The organism is Pilosibacter rotomagensis, assembly GCF_045062245.2.
In the GTDB taxonomy this organism is placed as follows: Bacteria; Bacillota; Clostridia; order Lachnospirales; family Lachnospiraceae; genus Pilosibacter.
On the sequence record NZ_CM170323.1, the window covers coordinates 2,056,557 to 2,077,333 of the forward strand.

The window sequence follows — 20,777 nt, forward strand, 5'->3', positions numbered from 1 at the left end:
CAACGCCTTACAGCCCGGCAGTTTCGCCGGGCTGCAGCATTTTGTCTGTGCAGTGCGCAGACTAGTCTCCGATCTCTACGTTCGAAGAGTTCAGCGCACTGTTATTCAGAATGTAATTCAGGTCTGTATATCCGTAGTAGAACCGGTAAATATTTTTCGCCGCCGTCGCCGCGTTGGAGGAAGAATATCCGTATGGGATATTCACCGTCACCGCGATCTCCGGATTCTGGTATGGAGCAAAGGAAACGAAGAACGCGTGGTTGACGCGGTGTCCATTTTTTATCTCCTCGGCAGTACCCGTCTTACCTGCGATATCGACTTCCAGGTCACTGAAGATCTTCCTCGCAGAACCATCCGAGATTACACGGCGCATTCCGGTGTGGACAGCGTTCCATGTGGAATCTTTGACGTCGATGGTCGAACGTACTTCCGGTGTGAAATCTTTTAAGAGATTTCCCTGGGAATCCGTCATCTTGTCGAGCAGACTCAGTTTGAATACCGTTCCCTTATTGGCAACTGCCGTGATATATCTGGAAAGCTGGATATTGGAGTAAGAGTTTTTACCCTGTCCGATCGAAGATGCCTCCGGTTTCTCCGTCGTCATCTGCGGCTCTCTCTCAGCAATCTCGATTCCGGATGTCTCATCGAGTCCGAACATGGACGCATACTTTCGGATCTTCTCGATACCGAGTTCCGGTGAATAGTTTCCGTTTTCATCCATGGAGAGGCGGTGTCCCATCTCAGAGAAGAACACGTTGCAGGAGTTCTGGATGCCGTGGACCACATCGAGAGGTCCATGCTGTCCCGGGTAGATCCAGCAGCGCAGCGCCGGTGTGATCTCCTTGTAGATACCGGTACAGTTCACCGTATCATTCAGCCCGATCACGCCTTCCTCAAGAGCCGCCACCGCGATGATCGGCTTGAAGGTCGATCCAGGCGCCTTCTGTGCCTGTGTGGCATTGTTAAAAAGCGGCAGGGACTGATCGTTATTTAACTTGTTGTAATACTCCGCATCCACGGTTCCGGAGAACTTGTTGTTGTCGTAGCTCGGGTAGGTCACGAGTGCCCGCACCTCACCGGTGTTGACGTCCGTGATCACGGCACTGGCAGAACACGGGTCCAGGGCAAGCTGGGCAGGTGTGATCTCGATATCGGAGATCTTGTTTCTGATAAACTGGAATGCGTACTCATCTCCGCCCGCCTCCAGCATCCGGACTTCATTCTCGTCGTAAGCCAGAATATTCTGGTCATAGAGGGCGAGGCAGAGTTCCTTTCCGGACACGGTGCCGTTATTGACAAGGTAGCGGAAGATCTTCTTCGTGAACGCCGCATCGTTCTGCAGGTCATCCATCACATATTCCACGATCGTCTGGTAAATACTGTCCGCATCAGAGTATCTGGACTCGATCTTCAGCTTTGTCGTGTCGATCCAGCTCTCCGCGATCCCGTCGTACAGGTAATCCCTGAGGCTGATGGAATCGTTCTTCCATGCGTTGTATGTGTCAGACTCCTGGTCGATCTTGTCTGTCTGTATGATCCCACGGTCGGAAAGCAACGTATAGATATACTGCATGTAGGCAAACATGTCTTCCGGCAGGTCTGCCATCTTTCTCGCGGATCCATCCGTGAGCTCGCTCCGGATCTGTGCGAGGATCTGTTCTCTCGACTGGCTGTACTTCGCATAGATGTTTTTCTCTGTCTGGGACGCCTCCGGCGCGGAAAACGCTGCAAGGTCCAGGACATTGTTGTTGATCAGCTGGTAGTAGACATCCTTCACAGGGATCGGGATATTTGCCGCCTTCTTATAATCGTTGTCATCAAGATCACGGTTCACGAGCTTGTCCGTGATGATACCGGCAAGCTGCTGCTCCAGAATATGATACACACCGATCTGGAGATCCCGGTCCAGTGTCAGGTAGATGTCATGTCCTGCCTCCGGCTCTGTTCTCTTAACGACCTCAAGGATCCGTCCCATACTGTCCACATACATAGTCTGGGAACCCTTCTTTCCCTGAAGCTCCGTCTCCATGGATGCCTCGATCCCGGTCTTTCCGACAAGGTCCGTCAGCTCATAGTCCGGATTCGTCTCCCGGAGTTTTTCGAGCTCATCATCCCAGACTTTTCCGATGTATCCGATGATCGGTGCAAAATAAACGCTGTCATTGTATACACGGATCGTTGATTCCTCGATGCCGACGCCTTTTAAGTTCGCGGAGTTTTCGAGAACATCCGTCATCGTCTCCTTGCTGACGTCAGAGGCGATCGTGGTGGACTCATATTTCCGGTACGCGGTGAATCCCATCGTATAGCGGATATTGATGATCCCGAGAGCTTCCTCATCGGTAAGTTCGATCGGGTTGTCATTGTCATCCTTCAGCTGGTCCAGACCGTAATATTTTACCCTAGCGTCAAAGACTTCCCTGGCCGTCACATCGGACGGATATTTTCCATCCGCGTCATCCAGTTCATCCGTCTTTTTTAATCCGTAATAGTCGCTCAAAAAGCGTTTTCTCGCCGCCTCGCTGGTGGTCGTGAAGATCATATTCCCGGAGGAGTCATAACCCACGGAAAAATCTCCTTCCACGTTCTCGCCGTGACGGTTTAAGATCCGGACAAGCTCCAGGAGCATCCGGTTTCTGTCGTTGGATCTTTTGTAATCTCCGTTATCCTGAAGCGTCACATTGTACGACAGTTTATTATATGCAAGAAGATTCCCGTTTCTGTCATAAATATTTCCGCGGGTACCGGCAAGACTGATCTTTTTTTCCGTCTTTGCCATATAGTTTTCCTGGTACTGCTCTCCTTCCATGATCTGAAGATTGAACAGGCGCATGCCAAGGATCGCGTACAGCCCCACAAATACCACCGCCAGGATCACAAGTCTTGACGACAGCAGCTTTTTCATAAACTCTTTCAGAATTTCAGAAAAATCGTTAAACAATCGTTGTGTCTCTCCTTTTTTCCATCTCTTCCAGTCTGCGGCTGATATAGAGGAACAGCCGGTACAGGATCAGTGTTGTCACCACGGTGAAGATCGTCTCCGGCAGGATAATGTTGATGAAATAATAGCCGAAATGTAATCTTCCCCGCACCAGGAAGCCGAATACATAAAGATAGAAATTATAAAACACTTCGTTCAGCGCTGAAAGCACCAGCGGCAGCGTAATATAGTCCTCATAATAATACTTCGTGCAGATTCCGTTTACATAGCCCATCCAGATAAAGATCAGCGTGTGAAATCCGAGCGGACCTCCGGACGAGAGGTCCATCAGAAGTCCCGCGATCAGTCCGTATCCCATCCCCCAGGCACTTCCCCGGATAAACCCGAAGGAAAAGACAAGGATCACCATGAGATTCGGATATACCGCCAGGAACGGCAGCAGCGGGAAAATACAGGTCTGCACGATAAATGCCAGGATCACCAGCAGAAAACTCGCGATGATCCGCTTCATATTGCTATTCATTGATCTCCGGCCCCGCATCCTTTAAGTCTGTGATCACCAGGACCTCCTGAAGTCTGTCGAATCTCGCGGCAGGGATCAGGTATCCCGATTTCGTCAGGTTGTCGTTGTAATCCACCGTGATGTCCGTCGCATACCCCACGAGGATCCCCGGCAGGAATTTTCCGCTGATATTGGAAGTGACGATCATGTCGCCATCCTTGATATCATCGTCCTTTTCCATATAGGAAAGCTTTAACCGGCCGTCTTTAAACAGCTGAAGATCTCCCGCGACGATACAGGAATCCCCGGACTGCTGCGCCATGGCGCTCACACGGCTGGAGTCATCGATGATCGAGCGGACTGTCGCGTAGTTCGCTCCCACATCTGTGACGATACCGACAAGACCGCCTCCGGCGATGACGTTCATATCCTCTTTGATCCCGTCATCGGATCCTTTGTCGATCCGGAATACGGAAAACCAGGAACTCGAGTCTTTTGCGATGATACGGGCACCGATCTTATGGTACTGCATATATTCCTGATCCAGTTCATAGAGACTTCTGAGGCGCTCCAGCTCGAACTGTTCCGAGCGGAGTCTCGTATTTTCCTCCGTCAGCTCATCCACTCTCGTCTTTAAGGTCTCATTCTCTGCCAGAGCCGTCTTCAGTTTTCCGACGCTGCTCAGTTCATTGTAGAGTCCGCCGCCGACCCTGTTCACACCGGACTGGATCGGCACCAGCACATATCCCACCGCGGTCCGCAGCGGATTTAAGATGCTTCCCCTGATCGTCGTAATACCGATCATACAGATACAGAGAAGCGACAGTCCAAATAGAAAATATTTCGTATTGTTTTTCATGTTTCAAAAATTCCCCGTTCTCTCAGGCTCACATAGGAATTATCTCCGATAATGATATGGTCCAGAAGCGGGACTCCCATGAGCTTTCCTGCTTCCATGACACGTTCTGTAAAGAGGCAGTCCTCCCTGCTCGGCGTCGGATCCCCGCTTGGATGGTTGTGGAGCAGAATGATCCCGCAGGCCCTGGACCGCAGCGCCTCGATAAAGATCTCCCGCGGCGTCGCGCAGGAGGCATTCACCGTTCCGATCGAGACTGTTGTATCCTTTAACAGAATGTTCTTTGTATTCAAAAGCAGAAGTTTCAGATTCTCCTGTTCCAGATGGCGCATTTCCTCCATATAGAATGCAGCCACCTTTGACGGCGCATCAAAAACGACCGTCTTTTCTGATGCCGCCGTTTTCCAGATCCTCGCCGAAAGTTCTCCGACGCACGCGAGCTGGATCGCTTTCACTTCCCCGACCCCGCGGATCTCTTTATAATCCTCCACGGCGCCATGGAGGAGTCCCGCCAGCCCCGGTGGATTTCCGGAATTCAGAATCTCCTCCGCCATCTCCCGCACCGGGATATTCTTTGTCCCGGATCGCAGGATCACCGAGAGGAGTTCCGCATCAGAAAGCGACGCCGGGCCTTTCTCCAGCACCTTCTCATAAGGGCGCTCCGAGACCGGCAGCCCCTTCATCGTCTTTCCACATTTCTTTTCCATACTGACATCCCGCCTTTCCGGTCTCTCCAGGTACACGGTGCGGCAGATATCCCCTTTTTGTCATCCGTACATTCCCCGGCTGACAGAAGTTTCCCGGAAAACAGATCTTCCTACAGGAAACGGTAGATCAGGATCGCAACGATCACGCCGATGATGCTCGCCATCGTGATCCGGATGCTGAGTCCGAACGTGATCACAAGGATCCCGAGGTTTAAGACGAGCGGATCGTTCAGTCCGAACGATTCCCCGAAATTTAACCAGGAAAGTCCCGGCACTCTCGCTGTCATCTCTCCGATAAAGCCTCCAAGAACGATCCCGGAAAGCAGAAGGAGAAGCAGGACCCAGGAGCTTTTACTTTTCATACTGTTGATTCCTCCCGATCGCCGGGACCGCATAGCAGTCCCGGCACTTTATGCACAGAAGTTTAGCATATTTCTGGCTCAAAAACAATGAGTTAAGAAAAAGTTCACATTTACAATGTCACGATACCAGCATCGACTAATTTCTGCAGGGACATCAAAATACCGAGTTTTGCGTGGAACCAGGTAAGTCCTCCCTGGAAGTATACCGCATACGGCGGCTTGATCGGACCATCGGCGGAAAGCTCGATGGAGGATCCCTGAACGAAGGCGCCTGCTGCCATGATGACGTCGGAATCGTATCCCGGCATCGCCCACGGTTCCGGAGTCACAAAGCTGTCCACCGGCGCTGCCGCCTGGATGCCCTCACAGAATTTGATCACGCCTTCCGGTGTGCCGAAGGTGATCGCCTGGATGATGTCGTGACGGCTCTCCGTTCCGTTCGGAACGACGCCGAATCCAAGCTTCTCATACACATTTGCAGCAAAGATCGCACCTTTCAGTGCTCCCGCAACAACGGTCGGGGAGAGGAACAGTCCCTGATAGAGAGACTGGCTGACGCCAAGGCTGGCGCCGACCTCTTTTCCGAGTCCCGGAGCTGTCAGACGGTATGCCGCTCTCTCCACACAGTCCTTCCGTCCGACGATATAGCCGCCGATCGGGGCAAGTCCGCCGCCCGGGTTCTTAATTAAGGAACCGACGATCATGTCCGCTCCTACATCCGTCGGCTCCAGTTCCTCGACAAACTCCCCGTAGCAGTTATCGACCATGCAGATCACATCCGGCTTGATGGACTTGATAAAGGAGATCAGTTCGCCGATGCGCTTTACGGATAAGGTCGGTCTCGTCGCATATCCCTTGGAGCGCTGGATCTCGATGAGCTTTGTGCGCTCGTTGATCGCTTTTCTGATGTTCTCGAAGTCGAAATCTCCATTCGGAAGAAGATCCACCTGGCTGTAGGTGATGCCGAATTCCTTTAAGGAGCCGACGGAATCACGGATCCCGATGACTTCCTCCAGCGTATCATACGGCTTTCCGACCGGGGAGAGGATCTCATCGCCCGGGCGGAGATTTCCGGAAAGGGCGATGGTAAGCGCGTGGGTTCCGGAGATCAGCTGCGGCCGCACAAGGGCATCCTCACCGTGAAATGCTTTTGCGTATACTTCTTCCAGCGTGTCACGGCCAAGGTCATTGTAACCGTAACCGGTCGTTCCGGCAAAATGAATATCGCTGACTCTCGCCTCCTGCATGGCTTTGATGACCTTCAGCTGATTGTACTCCGCTGTTTTATCGATCGCCTCAAAGCGGTCATGCAGACTCTTTTCGATCTCTCTTCCGTAATTTAAAACTTTCTCAGAGATTCCAAGCTCTCCGTACATCTTTGTAAGTTCCATGTCTTCTCCTTTTACTTTATCACGATTCCTCTGTCCTGCAGATCTTTTAACATCCACGCGAGGATCTTTTCTCTGTCAAAATCAAAGTTCCCCTGGTCCACCCAGGTCACTTCTTTTTCCCTCTTAAACCAGGTAAGCTGGCGCTTCGCGAAATGTCTCGTGTCGCGCTTGATGATGTAGACGGCCTCATCCAGAGAGATCGTCCCGTCCAGGGCATCCAGGATCTCCTTGTATCCCAGCCCCTGCATGGATACCATCTCCCTCGTGCAGCCCATCTCTTTCAGTTTTTCCACTTCCGCCAGCAGCCCGTTCTTCATCATGAGGTCCACCCGCAGGTCGATCCTCTCATACAGGCGGCCGCGGTCCATGTTGAGCACATAGTAGGCAAAATTGTAGGGCGATTCCTTTTTGCGCTCCGCCTCGTTGTGGGCGGAAATCTTTGTCCCGGTCTTTTTATAAAACTCCAGGGCGCGGATCACACGCTTTACATTGTTCTCATGGATCGCCTCCGCTGATTCCGGATCCACTTCCTTTAACATGTCGTGGAGAGCGGAAGCTCCTTTCTCTGCCGCCAGGCGCTCCAGCTCCTCCCGGTATCCCGTATCCCCGTCGTTTTCCGTGAAGTCGATGTCATTCACCAGCGCCTGGATATAAAATCCAGTCCCTCCGGCGATGATCGGGATATGCCCGGCCGCGTAGATCTCCTCCATAGCCTCTTTCGCGAGTTTCTGGAATACGACAACGTTAAATTCGTCCCACGGGTCCAGAACGTCGATCAGGTGGTGGCGGACACCGTCCATCTCCTCCTTCGTCACCTTCGCGGATCCGATATCCATGTGGCGGTACACCTGCATGGAGTCGGCGCTGATGATCTCCCCGCCGATCTTTTTCGCGAGTTCCACGGAGAGGGCGGTCTTTCCGGACGCTGTCGGCCCGGTGATTATGATCAAAGGCTTTTTCATCATACGATCCTCTTGAATTTCTTTTCCATCTCATATTTGCTGATCGCAACGATCGTCGGTCTCCCGTGCGGGCAGTTATATGGATTCTCCAGTTCTAACAGTTCATCGATGAGCTGATCCGCCTCCGCGAAGGACAGCTCGTTGTTTCCCTTTACCGCAGCTTTGCAGGACATGGTGGCGATCCGGTCGTAGACGGACTCCACATTCTTCCCCATGCTGTCGTCGGAAAGGCCATCGATGAGCTCCATCAGGAGATCTTTCTTTGCCAGGGAGAACAGGTTGTCCGGCACTGCGCGCACCGCGTACTCATTTCCGCCGAACGGTTCGATCTCGAACCCGATGTCCGTAAACACCTTCATGTGGCGCTTTAAGAGGTCCGCCTCCTGAAGGGAAAGTGTCAGGATGATCGGCGGGCTTATGAGCTGGGAAGTGTACTCTCTCGTCTTTAATGACGCAAAATTCTTCTCAAAGAGCACTTTCTCGTGGGCAGCATGCTGATCGATGATATAGAGGCTACCGTCATATTCCACGAGCCAGTAAGTCTCAAAGACCTGCCCGATCAGGCGGTGGCGCTTTCTCGCAGATTCCGAGAGGAGACGGTTGTCGAACATCTCCATCTGGGTCGGCTGGAGGTCTTTTGTTTTTTCCGCCCGGGGTGTGATTCCCGGCTGGTCCTGTTCAGACCGTACTTCCTGACTATCTTTTCTGTCCGCAGAGTCAGCACTCTTTGTCACGGCACCGGAAATTCCGGCTCCCGGAGGAAGCGCTCCCACTTTTCTTTCTGCCGGATCCATTCCAGGAAGACCCGCCATGATATGCTCTGCCGTCTGTCCGGTCGATTGTCCGGCCGCCGGCTCCGGTTTCAGTTCCCTCGTGAGCGGCTTCGGAGGCAGGATCCATTTGCTCTCCTGCTTCTTCTCCCCGTAGGTCGGGCGTTCTTCGCGGATGCCCATCGCCTCCATGCGGCGGTGTTCAAACGGCTCCGGTCCATGGGCGTTTTTCGCCACCGGATTCATTCCGCTCCCCGGCACCGGATTCCGTGCCACGGCAGCTTCTTCCTTTGCAAGCTCGCGCTCTTCCTTTTCCGACATAAGACTCACATTCGGGATCAGTTCTTTCCCGGAAAGCGCGTCGAGAACCGCCTGCGAGATCACTCGGTACATATTCTCGCCGTCTTTGAATCGAAGCTCCATCTTCGAAGGATGAACGTTCACATCGATATACTCCGGCTCCACCGTGAGGTGCAGCAGCGTGAACGGGTATTTATGCTGCATCATATAGCTCTTGTACCCATCCTCGATCGCTTTGGAGACGAGTCCGCTCCTGATATAGCGCCCGTTGATAAAATAATTCTCAAAATTCCGGTTTCCCCGGGCGATCACCGGCTTTCCGATAAAGCCCGAGATCTTCACGATCCCGGTCGACACCTCGATCGGAAGAAGGTTTGCCGCGATCTCCCGCCCGTAGACCGTGTAGATGATGTCCTTCAGGTTGTGGTTTCCCGAGGTGTGGAGACGGCTCTGGTTGTTCACGATGAGCCGGATCGAGATCTCCGGGTGGGACAGGGCGATCTTTTCCACGAGATCCGCCACATGAGCGCCCTCCGTGGCCTCCGTCTTTAAAAATTTCCGCCTTGCCGGCGTATTGAAAAAGAGGTTTCTGGAGATAAACGTGGTCCCCTCCGGTGCGCCGATCTCCTCGAGACCTTTCTCCTCACCGCCTTCGATCCGGTATCTCGATCCGGTGAGACTTCCGGAGGTTTTTGTGATCAGTTCCACCTGGGAGACTGCCGCGATACTGGAAAGCGCCTCACCGCGGAATCCCAGGGAAGACACGGTAAGAAGATCTTCTGCCGTCCGGATCTTGCTTGTCGAGTGGCGCAGAAAAGCCAACGGCAGTTCTTCCTTTTTGATCCCGCAGCCGTTATCCGTGATCCTGATAAACCCGATGCCGCCCTGGCGGATCTCCACAGTGATCGCCGTGGAACCGGCGTCGATGGCGTTTTCCATTAACTCCTTCACCACGGAGGCCGGCCGCTCCACGACCTCGCCCGCGGCGATCTGGTTGATCGTACTCTGATCCAGAACCTGAATCGGCATAGTCTCTCTCCCTCTCTTTCTTTTTCAATCCTTGCTACTGCCAGCGGTTTTTCAGCTTCGTCTGCAGCCGGTACAGGGTATTTAACGCATCGATCGGGGTCATGCTGGAAAGCTCCAGATCCCCGAGTTCTTTTATAATGTCATCGTCCTTCACGGTATCAAAGATCGACATCTGGTTGAGATCCACCTCGTCCGGCTTCGCCACCGCCTTATGCTGCGGGGACGCGCTCATCTGGGCAATCTCTTTTGCCTGGGCTGTGATATCGGCGCTCGCGAGCTCCTCAACAAGCTCCTTCGCGCGGGCGATCACCGGCTCCGGAACACCCGCGAGTTTCGCGACCTGGATTCCGTAGCTCTTATCTGCCCCGCCCTTTACGATCTTTCTGAGGAATACGATATCATCCCCCTGTTCCTTGACGGCGATACAATAGTTGTTGACACCGCTGATGGTCCCCTCAAGCTCCGTGAGCTCATGATAATGGGTCGCAAACAGCGTCTTCGCGCCGAGGATCTTCGGGTTGCTGATGTGTTCGATGACTGCCCAGGCGATCGAGAGACCGTCAAAGGTACTCGTGCCGCGGCCAATCTCATCGAGGACGAGGAGACTGTTCTTCGTGGCATTTCTTAAAATATTTGCAACCTCCGTCATCTCGACCATAAAGGTACTCTGTCCGGATGCCAGGTCATCGGAGGCGCCGACTCTCGTGAAGATCCTGTCACAGATCCCGATGTTCGCCTCGTCAGCCGGAACAAAGCTTCCGATCTGCGCCATGAGGACGATCAGTGCCGTCTGTCTCATGTAAGTGGATTTGCCCGCCATGTTCGGTCCCGTGATGACGGCGATCCGGTTCTTTCCGTTATCCAGATATGTGTCGTTCGCGACGAACAGGCTGTCTTTGATCATCTTCTCGACAACCGGATGACGGCCGTTTTTGATGTTGATCAGTCCTTTTTCGTTGATTTTCGGCTTCACGTAGTTATTCCGCATGGACACTGTGGACAGGGAGGTAAAGACATCAATGCCCGCGATCGCTTTCGCAGTGCTCTGGATCCGCAGGACCTCCGCAGCGATCTTATCGCGCACATCGCAGAACAGATCGTATTCCAGAGTGTACAGGCGGTCCTCCGCACCCATGATGATGTCTTCCAGCTCTTTTAACCGGTCTGTCGTGTAGCGCTCCGCATTTGTCAGAGTCTGTTTGCGGATAAAGTAATCCGGGACCAAGTCTTTGAAGGAGTTTGTTACCTCAAAGTAGTATCCGAACACCTTGTTGTATTTGATCTTTAAGTTCTTGATGCCGGTCTTTTCCTTCTCCTCGGTCTCAAGATCCGCCAGCCATGCCTTTCCTTCCGTCTTTGCCTTCCGGTACTTGTCGGCTTCCTCGCTGTATCCGTCCTTGATGATGTTTCCCTCACGGAGCGAGATCGGCGGCTCATCGACGATGGACCGGTCAATGAGTTCGTAGAGATCCCGCAGCGGATCCAGATCCTCGTTCATTTTCTTTAAAAGCTCACAGGAAAACTCCCCGAGAATATCTTTGATATACGGCAGCATCTCCAGGGAATTCTTAAAGGAAAGAAGGTCCCTCGGGTTTGCCGTCTTATAGCTGATCCGCCCCATCAGGCGCTCCAGGTCATAGACGGAATTCAGGTACTCCCGGATCTCCTCCCTGGAGATATAGTTCATGTTCAGCTCTTCGATCGCCTGCTGCCGGCGCTCGATCTCCGTCTTGTCGATCAGCGGCTGTTCGATAAAGGAGCGGAGAAGTCTCGCCCCCATGGCCGTCTTTGTCTTATCGAGGACCCAGAGAAGGGAGCCTCTCTTCTGTTTTTCACGCAGAGTCTCCACAAGCTCCAGATTTCGTCTTGTGGAGGTATCGATCATCATGAACTGTCCCGTTGTGTACGGTGTAATCTTCGTCAGATGGGACAGGTCATTCTTCTGCGTCTCATAGAGATACTGAAGGACCGCACCGGATGCGATCATTCCATTCTCATAATCTCCGAGTCCAAGTCCCTCGAGACTCATCACATGGAAATGCTCTTTTAAGATCTTCCTGCAGTCATCATCCGAGAAAAACCGGTTCTCCAGTGCCGTCACGGCAAAATGATACCGCTCTTTTAACTCATCCATATCAAGTCCGGACATGAAGAGTGCCTCATTGCACACAAGCTCCGACGGCGTGAACTTGTTGATCTCATCGAGAAGCGCCCGCTCGCTCGTCACCTCCGTGACAAAAAAATCGCCGGTCGTGATGTCGACCGTCGCAATCCCGTAATTGTTTCCGGTATACACAACTGCCATCAAGTAGTTGTTCTTTGTCTCGTCCAGAGCCTGGGAGCTCGTGATCGTTCCCGGCGTCACAACGCGGATGACTTCACGCTTTACAAGACCTTTCGCGAGCTTCGGATCCTCCATCTGCTCCGCGATCGCAACCTTATAACCTTTCTGGACGAGTCTTGTGAGATAGCCTTCCACCGCATGGAACGGGACTCCGCACATCGGAGCCCGTTCTTCCAGACCGCAGTCCTTTCCCGTCAGTGTCAGCTCCAGCTCTCTCGAAACCGTCTTCGCATCCTCAAAAAACATCTCGTAGAAATCACCCAGCCGGTAAAAAAGGATACAGTCCGGATACTGCTTTTTTGTCTCGAGATAATGTGTCATCATTGGTGAAATCTGTCCCACGTCTTTTCTCCTATTCCATAACATGCCCACAGCGCCCGAAGCACTCGGCTCCGGGCGTCACATGTTTTTCATCCTTATTATTTAACAAGGGAACCCATATAGTAGAATCCCTTTGCCTCGTCTAAAGAGACATCCACGATCTTTCCGATCAGGGACGCGTCCCCGGCGAAATGTACGACTGTGTTGTTGGAAAGTCTTCCTGTCACAAAGCCGGACTCGTGGGTATCGATCTCCTCCACAAGGACTTTTTGTACCGTTCCCTCATGGCGCTTTACGACCTCTCCCGCAATGTCCTGGACTTCCTTTAACAGGCGGTCAAAACGGTTCTTTACGACATCCTCCGGAACCTGGTTCGGCATGGCCGCCGCCGGAGTTCCGGTGCGCTTGGAGTAGATGAAGGTGAAGGCGCTGTCGTAGCGGACCTTGCGCACCACGTCCATCGTCTCCTCGAAGTCTTCCTCAGTCTCCCCCGGGAATCCCACGATGATATCCGTAGTCAGGGAGATATCCGGGATCGCCGCGCGCAGTTTCTCCACCAGTGCGAGGTACTGTTCTTTCGAATATTTCCGGTTCATGCGCTTTAAGATCTCACTGCTGCCGGACTGGAGCGGCAGATGTAAATGGCTGCAGATCTTCTTCGAATCCCGCATCGTCTCGATCAGCTCGTCGGAGAGATCCTTCGGGTGGGAAGTCATGAAGCGGATGCGCTCCAGTCCTTCGATCTTCTCGACTCTTCTTAAGAGCTCCGCAAAGGTGATCGGATGTTCCAGATTCTTTCCGTAGGAGTTGACGTTCTGTCCGAGAAGCATCACTTCCACAACACCGTCAGCCACAAGCTCTTCGATCTCTTTGATAATGTCCTCCGGCTCTCTGCTCCTCTCGCGTCCGCGCACATACGGCACGATGCAGTAACTGCAGAAGTTATTGCAGCCGAACATGATATTGACGCCGGACTTGAACGGATATTTTCTCTCGACCGGGAGTTCCTCCACGATCTCATTGGTTCCTTCCCAGACATCCACCACCATCTTCTTTTCCATGAAGCGCTCGTAGAGCAGCTCCGCAAGTTTGAAAATGTTGTGGGTTCCGAAGATCAGGTCAACATGGCGGTAACTCTTTTTGATCTTTGCGACAACCTCCGGCTCCTGCATCATGCAGCCGCAGAGTGCGATCATCATATCCGGATTTTTTCTCTTCACGCCGCTCAGATATCCAAGACGGCCATACACCTTTAAGTTCGCGTTCTCACGCACGGTACATGTATTGTAAAGAACGAAATCCGAGTTCTCATCGGCTCCCTCCACATATCCCGCTTCTTTTAAGATCCCAAGGAGCTTTTCGGAGTCTCTGGCATTCATCTGGCACCCGAATGTATTGATAAAACAGGTGAGCGGGCGTCCTTTTTTCGCGCTCTCTGCCTCCACGAGCTTTTTCACCTGTTCCATAAAGTACTGCTGTCTCGCCGGTTCCTCCGTCGGAGCCCCTGCGATGATATTTTTATCTATCATTCTTATGTTTCTCCAAATTTCTAAATTCAATCCTGAATGATTATAACCAAGATTCTCCGAAAATGCAACCTTGTTGTTTCACCTTACTTCCGGATCTGCCCGTCTCCATAGATGATGTACTTCGTGGACGTCAGCGCAGGAAGTCCCATCGGACCTCTCGCGTGGAGTTTCTGGGTACTGATCCCGATCTCAGCTCCGAATCCGAATTCGAAGCCGTCGGTGAATCTTGTGGACGCATTGACGTAGACAGCTGCCGCATCCACCTCATTCAGGAATTTCTGGGCATTCTCGTAATCCTTCGTGATGATCGCCTCGGAGTGACCGGTATTGTAGTGGTTGATGTGGGCGATCGCCTCGTCCACGGAATCCACGATCTTGCAGGAAAGGATATAGTCCAGGTACTCTTTCCCCCAGTCTTCCTCCGTCGCTGCCGTAAATTCCGGTACGATCGAGCAGGCGTCCTCATCTGCGCGGATCTCCACGTTCTTCTCATCCAGACGCTTTTTCATGAGCGGCAGGAATTCCTTTGCGATCTTCCGGTGCACCAGTGTGGATTCGCAGGCATTGCAGACGCCGATCCTCTGGGTCTTCGCGTTGAAGATGATGTCGAGCGCCATATCGAGATCTGCACTCTCATCCACATAGATATGGCAGTTTCCGGTTCCGGTCTCGATCACCGGCACTGTGCTGTTCTCCACGACCGTGCGGATCAGTCCGGCCCCGCCTCGCGGGATCAGGACATCGAGATATCCGTTCATCCGCATGAACTCGCGCGCCGTCTCATGGCTCGTATCTTCGATCAGGGCGATCGCATCCTCCGGGATATTTTCCTTCTTCAGTCCATTCCGGATCGCTGCGACGATCGCCTTGTTGGATTCCAGTGCATCGCTCCCGCCGCGGAGGATCACAGCATTTCCTGCTTTAAAGCAGAGAGCGAACGCATCCGCCGTCACATTCGGTCTCGCCTCATAGATGATCCCGATGACGCCTAACGGGACGCGTTTCTGTCCGATCAGCAGTCCGTTCGGGCGTTTTTTCATGGAGATGACCTCACCCACCGGATCGTCCAGTCCGACAACCTGGCGCATGCCTTCCACGATGCCTTCGATGCGTTTATGGTTCAGTTCCAGGCGGTCCACAAGTCCCGGAGCCATTCCTCTCTCCTTCGCTCTCGCAACGTCCGCCGCATTTGCCTTTAAGATCTCGTTCTCCTCATCCAGGATCTCCTGAGCAGCTGCCAGAAGTCCTGCATTCTTTAAATTTGTCCCCATTTTTCCGAGAACATAGGAAGTTTCCTTTGCTTTCTGTCCGATTTCTGTTAACATGGCTGTTCCTCCCTGATCCGTGTTCCGGCATCCCGGTCTTTGCACCGGATCACACGCTTTTCTGTCACGATCAAATCTACATTCTTATCATACGGTCCCACCGGGATCTCCCCGAGGATCTGGAACTCATAGGCCAGCGCGATCGTCATATGACCGGCATGCTGTTCCAGATACCGGTCATAGAATCCGCCGCCTTTTCCCAGACGGGCACCGGTTTCCACAAATCCCATTCCCGGGACCAGGATCGGCGCCGTCCGGAGGATTTCTGATCTGGTCTCATCCGCTTTTCGGCATCCGTTCTTTGGTTCCATGATATGAAATGAACCTTCCGAGAGATCCTGCTCCGACTCCGTCACAAAAAACTCCATCGTCTCCCCGGTAACTTTCGGAAGACAGATGATGTATTTTTGTGCCCGGAGTTCCTCCAGAATCTCCCCGGTTCCCGCCTCCCAGCTCAGGGACGCATATCCATACACGGCTTTCGTTTCTGCAATCTCCGGAAGACCCAGGACGTGTTCCGCGATCTCCCTGTCAAGGATCCTCTTTTCTTCTTCCGGCATCGCTTTCAGACGGCTCCGTATGTCTTTTCTGAGCTCAGCTTTCTGTGTTTCCCACATTTCCGTATTTCTTTCCGAGGTCTGTCACGGAGTCGTCCTTCTCAACGATCGAAATGTTGTTCAGATGGCCTCTGAGACTTGCCTTGATGTCAGCGACATACTGCTTTCTGAGCGCCGCCTGCTCCTCTTTCTCCTCATCCGTAAGTCCTACGGACTGGGATTTATGGTAAAGTTCATTGATTCTGTCGATCTGTTCCTGTTTCATGTAATTTTCTGTCCTCTCTGTTTGTTTCCGGGATCTGCGGTTTCCCCGCTTCCGGAATGCAGGTTCCTGCCATCTGATGCACACTCACGCGAAGATGATGATCGACGCAAGCGACTGCGCAAGGCACCCGAATATGCCGGGATACCTTTTTTACGCGTGAATACTCTGGATATAATCCAGCAGCGCAAATTCGCTGCTCTTATTTGCTTTAAAGAGTGTTCCGATCTCCTCACCCTTTAAGATGCGCCACATGACTTCCACATCGTCTGCGTTCGCGATCACCATGTCGGCACCGCTCTCTGTCGCGATCTTTGCCGCGTGGAGTTTTGTCGCCATTCCTCCGGTTCCGACGTCGCTTCCTGTGGTCCCTTTTCCCATCGCCATAAACTCATCAGTCAGGTCATCCACCTGGCTGATAAACTTTGCATCCGGATTTTTCTTCGGGTCATCCGTGTAGAGCCCGTCGATGTCGGAGAGAAGGAATAACAAATCTCCCTCGACAAGAGCCGCAACGATGGCGGAAAGGCGGTCATTATCACCGAATTTGATCTCATATGTAGATACGGTATCGTTCTCGTTTACGATCGGCACCGTTCCGAGTTTTAGAAGTTCATTGAACGTATTTTTCGCGTTTGCGCGGGAAGTATCGTCCAGGATCGTCGCCTTTGTGATCAGGATCTGTGCCGCCGTCTGGTTGTACTCGGAAAAGAGTTTCTGATATACCATCATGAGGCGTGCCTGACCGACCGCCGCGTAAGCCTGTTTCTCGGCAACCGTCTCCGGCTTCTTTCCGCCGAGCGTCTGGCGCCCCGTCGCGATCGCACCGGAGGAGACAAGGATCACTTCTTTTCCCATTCCTCTCATATCGCTGATGACGCGGACCAGTTTCTCGATCTTTGCAAGGTTCAGGTCTCCAGTCTCCGCATGTGTCAATGAGGAAGATCCGATTTTGATCACGATCCTCTTTTTATCTTTTAATAATTCTCTCTCTGTCATATGAAAGTCCCCTTTCCAACGGAATCAGGCAGTACCGCCTTTTTCTCCGGCGCACTGCCACTTTTACAGTTTAACCTACCGCTGCATACCGCTTGATGATCTCTTCCGCAACCTTCAGGCCGTCCATGGCCGCCGATGTGATCCCTCCGGCGTACCCGGCTCCCTCGCCGCATGGATAAAGCCCCTTTAAACTGCTCTGAAGGCTCTCATCGCGGCAGATCCTGAGCGGTGATGACGTACGGCTCTCGATTCCTGCAAGGACAGCGTCCGCCCGGTCGAATCCTCTGATCCGTCTTCCGAACTGCTCCATCCCTTCAAGAAACGCTCCGTTTAAGGCCTCTGGCATCAGTTCCCGCAGGTTTGCGAAGGAATATCCCCCGCAGAACACAGGTTTCACATCTCCCAGGGCCACCGTCGGTCGGTTTGCGGCGAAATCGCCGTAGAGCTGGACGGGGATCTTTCCTCCGCCGAGCGCGAATGCACGCTCTTCCAGGGTTCTCTGGAATGCGATTCCGCCCAAAGGACCGGCTGTCGGGAAATCCGCCGGAGTGACCGCCACGATCAGGGCACTGTTTGCGATGCCGCTGTCCCGTTTAAAATTGCTCATTCCGTTGACTGCCAGACGTCCTTTTTCCGAGGAGGCGTTCACCACCATTCCTCCCGGACACATGCAGAACGAGTAGACGCCGCGGCCGCTGGTTGTCTTCGCGGTCACTTTATACGGCGCGGCGCCGAGTTTTCCGGCATCCTCCAGCCCATACTGGTTCCGGTTGATCTGCGCCTGCGGATGCTGGATCCTGAGTCCCACCGCAAACGGCTTCGGCTCCATAAAGACCTTCATCCTGTCAAGTTTCTCAAAAAGATCTCTGGCACTGTGTCCCACAGAGAGGATCACCTGCTCCGTCCCGATCACGGTCCCATCTGCGAGCTTTACTCCGGAAACTCTGCCGTTTTCCTCCAGGATCTCCGTGACTTCCGAGCGGAAATGGACCTCTCCGCCTCCGGCGATGATCCTGTTTCTCAAATTTCTGACCACTTCTCTCAGCACGTCGGTCCCGATGTGAGGTGCATGGTCATAAAGGATCGACGGATCCGCCCCCATCTCCACAAAGGTGGAGAGGACTTTTCCGTTCCTTCCCGAAGTATCTTTTACAAGTGTATTTAGCTTTCCGTCTGAGAATGTTCCGGCTCCGCCCTCACCAAACTGGACGTTCGAGCGGATATCGAGCGCCGGATCCCCGTTTTTCCAGAAATCCTCTACTTTTTTCGTTCTCTCCTCAACGGCATCTCCCTGTTCAAAAAGGATCGGGGCATAGCCGTTTTCGGCGAGTGCCAGCGCTGCGAACATCCCGGCAGGACCTGCCCCGATGATCACCGGGCGCTTTCTCATCTCCTGCGTTCCATGTTCCGGGTACGCATATAGTTTCGAGTCTTCTGCCCGGACATTCTGGTTTGCCGCCTTTTTGATGACTGCTGCCTCTTTTTTTCCGCCTGCAAGTGTCACATCCACAATATAACTGAACAGCAGATTCGGCTTCTTTCTCGCGTCGATGGAGCGGTGGACGATCTGGATCTCCCCGATCGCCGATTCATCGATTTTTAAGAGCTTTGCCGCCTTTTTCTTTATCGCCTCTTCCGCGTGATCCACGGGAAGTGTGAGCTGATTGATCCGGATCATATGTATGTTTTTTCCTTTCCTGTCTTCCCCGGGCTCTGTTCCCTTCCGATCCGGAGAATTTCACCTGTTTTTCCTGTCCCCGGACAGTTTTTCTGTATCCTTGGACGACCCCTGCGGCTGCATGAGATCCGGCTGCATATCCGGATGACCATGCCCACTGCAGGTTGTATCCGCCGCAGATCCCATCGACATCCAGAAGCTCCCCGACCATGTAAAGTCCGGGAACGCGTTTTGACTGCATAGTTTCCGCTTCTATCTCTGTTGTATCGACACCGCCTGCACAGATCTGGGCCTGTTCAAAAGGATTTGTCTCCTTCACCGGGATCACAAACTCCCGAATCACAGAAACCAGACTGTTCAGCTCCTCTTTCGTCAAGAGTCCCGCCTGTCTTTCGGGCCGGATCTTTGCCGCTTTTAAGAGCACCGACGCGAGTTTCTTATTAAAAATACCGTTTAAAAATGTCTCGGCAGTTTCCCCCGAAAGGCAGGATCTCTGCTCCTTCAAAAGATCCTGGACTTCTTCTTCATCCAGATCCGGCAGAAAGTTCAGGACTGCAGACACCTTCTGCTTCCGATCCAAAAGCTTCGCCGCATACCTGCTCACCTGGAATACCGGGATGCCCGAGATCCCGTAGTCCGTGATCTGGAGTTCTCCCCGGTCTTTTGCCGCTGTCTTTCCGTCCCCGGTCCGGATCTCCACAAGGCAGTCCGTCCGGACTCCGGAGGCTTTCGGGAGGAGATTTCCTTCGCATTTCAGCTGGACAAGCGCCGGGAGCGGCTTGATGATCCGGTGTCCAAACTGTCTCGCGAGCTCATAGCCGCTTCCGTCGGATCCTGTTCCTTTCGCCGCCATGGAACCGCACGCCAAGATCAGGAAATCACCTGTATAGATCCCACGGTCTGTCTCGACCGAAAAACGGTCTTTCTGTCTTTTCGCGTTCCGGACTTCACATTCCGTAATGATCCGGACTCCCGCACGGTCCGCTCCCCGGAGCAGTGCATCGAGGACCGTCTGCGCCTGACCGGACATCGGATATATATAGCCGCCGCGGTCCATCGTCAGGACACCAAGTTCCCGGAAGAACGCTGTCGCGGCGGACGGTGGAAAATTCCGGATGGCGGCTGTTTCAAATCCGCTCTGATCACTCCTGTAGCAGGAAGGATCCATATAGAGGTTTGTCAGGTTGCACTTGCCGTTTCCCGTTGACAGGATCTTTTTTCCCGGTCGGGCCGTGTGCTCCAGGACCGTCACATCCGCACCCTGTTTTGCCGCAGTGATCGCGGCCATAAGTCCTGATGCACCGCCGCCGATGATGATCCCTTTCCGTCCTCCGAAACTTTCCGCCATTCTATCTCTCCCCTGTACCTGATTTACGGCAACCGTTCATCTGTGCGATGATCCGCGCATGGAACCCGATCACAGATCATCCGGGGATCATCCCGCCGAACGGTTACAATTTATATTAGTATATCGACCTGAACGCAAAATTTCAAGTATCAACTGCTGTAAGATTCCAGATAACTGAATATTTCTGCCATTGTCGGAAACCAGATCCCGGTCATCAGCCGTTCCTGTTCTTCCTCCGGAAATTCTGCGAGCGGCATGTGGGTAAAGAGATCCGTGGTCTCCTTTCCCTTATCGTATACGATCAGATATCCTTCCTCGGCAACAAGAAAATATCGTTCTTCCTCCTCCGCCATCGTCTCATGTTCCACCTGTTCCTGGTTTAAGACCACATGGATCTCCTCCGTCTCCTTCGCGAAGACCGGCTCTTCCACAGACTGCTGCATCTGTACCTCCTCTGTTCCCCGGGCTTCCTCCCCCGCAGTCATAAGGAACAGCGTGATCAGGCTGGCGGATGTCAGAAAGAAAAAGAAAAGAAAGCAGGATACATACTTTTTCATAGGAATATTCCTCCTTTTATGAAAGTATCTGCTTTCT

17 protein-coding genes are annotated in these 20,777 nt (G+C 53.0%); all 17 read right to left on the reverse strand.

What is annotated here, in order from left to right:
* Positions 1-61: 61 nt before the first annotated feature.
* Positions 62-2,941 (reverse strand): penicillin-binding transpeptidase domain-containing protein, encoded by a 2,880-nt coding sequence (locus ACI3EW_RS09200; RefSeq protein WP_485662870.1) that lies wholly within the window; start codon positions 2,939-2,941, stop codon positions 62-64.
* Entirely contained in the window at positions 2,934-3,464 is a 531-nt protein-coding gene (gene mreD, locus ACI3EW_RS09205) for a rod shape-determining protein MreD (RefSeq protein ID WP_346011246.1), read from the reverse strand. Before mreD ends, ACI3EW_RS09200 begins: the two co-directional genes overlap by 8 nt.
* Positions 3,457-4,302: a rod shape-determining protein MreC gene (gene mreC, locus ACI3EW_RS09210; protein WP_118297945.1), complete on the reverse strand. Its 846-nt coding sequence runs from the start codon at positions 4,300-4,302 to the stop codon at positions 3,457-3,459. Before mreC ends, mreD begins: the two co-directional genes overlap by 8 nt.
* Positions 4,299-5,006, reverse strand: a complete 708-nt coding sequence (gene radC / locus ACI3EW_RS09215) for a RadC family protein (protein WP_118297944.1) — start codon at positions 5,004-5,006, stop codon at positions 4,299-4,301. Before radC ends, mreC begins: the two co-directional genes overlap by 4 nt.
* A 110-nt stretch (positions 5,007-5,116) precedes the next feature.
* Positions 5,117-5,368, reverse strand: a complete 252-nt coding sequence (locus tag ACI3EW_RS09220; protein ID WP_118297943.1) for a DUF4321 domain-containing protein — start codon at positions 5,366-5,368, stop codon at positions 5,117-5,119.
* A gap of 110 nt (positions 5,369-5,478) precedes the next feature.
* On the reverse strand, positions 5,479-6,759 hold the full coding sequence (locus ACI3EW_RS09225; protein ID WP_118529789.1) for a methionine gamma-lyase family protein: 1,281 nt from the start codon (positions 6,757-6,759) through the stop codon (positions 5,479-5,481).
* An 11-nt stretch (positions 6,760-6,770) separates the two neighbouring features.
* On the reverse strand, positions 6,771-7,721 hold the full coding sequence (miaA, locus tag ACI3EW_RS09230; RefSeq protein ID WP_118529787.1) for a tRNA (adenosine(37)-N6)-dimethylallyltransferase MiaA: 951 nt from the start codon (positions 7,719-7,721) through the stop codon (positions 6,771-6,773).
* On the reverse strand, positions 7,721-9,820 hold the full coding sequence (mutL, locus tag ACI3EW_RS09235) for a DNA mismatch repair endonuclease MutL (RefSeq protein ID WP_405579057.1): 2,100 nt from the start codon (positions 9,818-9,820) through the stop codon (positions 7,721-7,723). The genes miaA and mutL overlap by 1 nt, the downstream gene beginning before the upstream one ends.
* 34 nt (positions 9,821-9,854) lie before the next feature.
* A complete protein-coding gene (gene mutS, locus ACI3EW_RS09240) occupies positions 9,855-12,488 on the reverse strand; it encodes a DNA mismatch repair protein MutS (protein WP_182426750.1) in 2,634 nt (877 codons plus the stop codon).
* Between the two features lie 95 nt (positions 12,489-12,583).
* On the reverse strand, positions 12,584-14,014 hold the full coding sequence (gene miaB / locus ACI3EW_RS09245; protein WP_329751392.1) for a tRNA (N6-isopentenyl adenosine(37)-C2)-methylthiotransferase MiaB: 1,431 nt from the start codon (positions 14,012-14,014) through the stop codon (positions 12,584-12,586).
* Between the two features lie 83 nt (positions 14,015-14,097).
* The gene (locus tag ACI3EW_RS09250) at positions 14,098-15,339 is read right to left on the reverse strand and encodes a glutamate-5-semialdehyde dehydrogenase (RefSeq protein WP_118297937.1); all 1,242 of its coding nucleotides are present in this window, start codon (positions 15,337-15,339) and stop codon (positions 14,098-14,100) included.
* Entirely contained in the window at positions 15,333-15,956 is a 624-nt protein-coding gene (locus ACI3EW_RS09255; RefSeq protein WP_405579052.1) for a 5-formyltetrahydrofolate cyclo-ligase, read from the reverse strand. The genes ACI3EW_RS09250 and ACI3EW_RS09255 overlap by 7 nt, the downstream gene beginning before the upstream one ends.
* Positions 15,934-16,161: a DUF896 domain-containing protein gene (locus tag ACI3EW_RS09260; protein ID WP_405579049.1), complete on the reverse strand. Its 228-nt coding sequence runs from the start codon at positions 16,159-16,161 to the stop codon at positions 15,934-15,936. The genes ACI3EW_RS09255 and ACI3EW_RS09260 overlap by 23 nt, the downstream gene beginning before the upstream one ends.
* A gap of 150 nt (positions 16,162-16,311) precedes the next feature.
* Positions 16,312-17,157, reverse strand: coding sequence for a glutamate 5-kinase (gene proB / locus ACI3EW_RS09265; protein WP_118297934.1), 846 nt, complete (start codon positions 17,155-17,157; stop codon positions 16,312-16,314).
* Positions 17,158-17,227: 70 nt separating this feature from the next.
* On the reverse strand, positions 17,228-18,835 hold the full coding sequence (locus ACI3EW_RS09270) for an NAD(P)/FAD-dependent oxidoreductase (protein WP_215703006.1): 1,608 nt from the start codon (positions 18,833-18,835) through the stop codon (positions 17,228-17,230).
* A complete protein-coding gene (locus tag ACI3EW_RS09275) occupies positions 18,747-20,183 on the reverse strand; it encodes a BaiN/RdsA family NAD(P)/FAD-dependent oxidoreductase (RefSeq protein WP_405579045.1) in 1,437 nt (478 codons plus the stop codon). Before ACI3EW_RS09275 ends, ACI3EW_RS09270 begins: the two co-directional genes overlap by 89 nt.
* A gap of 149 nt (positions 20,184-20,332) precedes the next feature.
* Entirely contained in the window at positions 20,333-20,740 is a 408-nt protein-coding gene (locus ACI3EW_RS09280) for a hypothetical protein (protein ID WP_118529771.1), read from the reverse strand.
* Positions 20,741-20,777 lie beyond the last annotated feature (37 nt).

Bases quoted from the DNA above. Each gene is read 5' to 3' on its own strand.
- miaA (WP_118529787.1), bottom strand. From the start codon at position 7,721: ATGAAAAAGCCTTTGATCATAATCACCGGGCCGACAGCGTCCGGAAAG.
- ACI3EW_RS09225 (WP_118529789.1), bottom strand. From the start codon at position 6,759: ATGGAACTTACAAAGATGTACGGAGAGCTTGGAATCTCTGAGAAAGTT.
- miaB (WP_329751392.1), bottom strand. From the start codon at position 14,014: ATGATAGATAAAAATATCATCGCAGGGGCTCCGACGGAGGAACCGGCG.
- ACI3EW_RS09280 (WP_118529771.1), bottom strand. From the start codon at position 20,740: ATGAAAAAGTATGTATCCTGCTTTCTTTTCTTTTTCTTTCTGACATCC.
- mreC (WP_118297945.1), bottom strand. From the start codon at position 4,302: ATGAAAAACAATACGAAATATTTTCTATTTGGACTGTCGCTTCTCTGT.
- ACI3EW_RS09250 (WP_118297937.1), bottom strand. From the start codon at position 15,339: ATGTTAACAGAAATCGGACAGAAAGCAAAGGAAACTTCCTATGTTCTC.
- mreD (WP_346011246.1), bottom strand. From the start codon at position 3,464: ATGAATAGCAATATGAAGCGGATCATCGCGAGTTTTCTGCTGGTGATC.
- mutL (WP_405579057.1), bottom strand. From the start codon at position 9,820: ATGCCGATTCAGGTTCTGGATCAGAGTACGATCAACCAGATCGCCGCG.
- ACI3EW_RS09275 (WP_405579045.1), bottom strand. From the start codon at position 20,183: ATGGCGGAAAGTTTCGGAGGACGGAAAGGGATCATCATCGGCGGCGGT.
- radC (WP_118297944.1), bottom strand. From the start codon at position 5,006: ATGGAAAAGAAATGTGGAAAGACGATGAAGGGGCTGCCGGTCTCGGAG.
- ACI3EW_RS09260 (WP_405579049.1), bottom strand. From the start codon at position 16,161: ATGAAACAGGAACAGATCGACAGAATCAATGAACTTTACCATAAATCC.
- ACI3EW_RS09255 (WP_405579052.1), bottom strand. From the start codon at position 15,956: ATGTGGGAAACACAGAAAGCTGAGCTCAGAAAAGACATACGGAGCCGT.
- mutS (WP_182426750.1), bottom strand. From the start codon at position 12,488: ATGATGACACATTATCTCGAGACAAAAAAGCAGTATCCGGACTGTATC.
- ACI3EW_RS09220 (WP_118297943.1), bottom strand. From the start codon at position 5,368: ATGAAAAGTAAAAGCTCCTGGGTCCTGCTTCTCCTTCTGCTTTCCGGG.
- ACI3EW_RS09270 (WP_215703006.1), bottom strand. From the start codon at position 18,835: ATGATCCGGATCAATCAGCTCACACTTCCCGTGGATCACGCGGAAGAG.
- proB (WP_118297934.1), bottom strand. From the start codon at position 17,157: ATGACAGAGAGAGAATTATTAAAAGATAAAAAGAGGATCGTGATCAAA.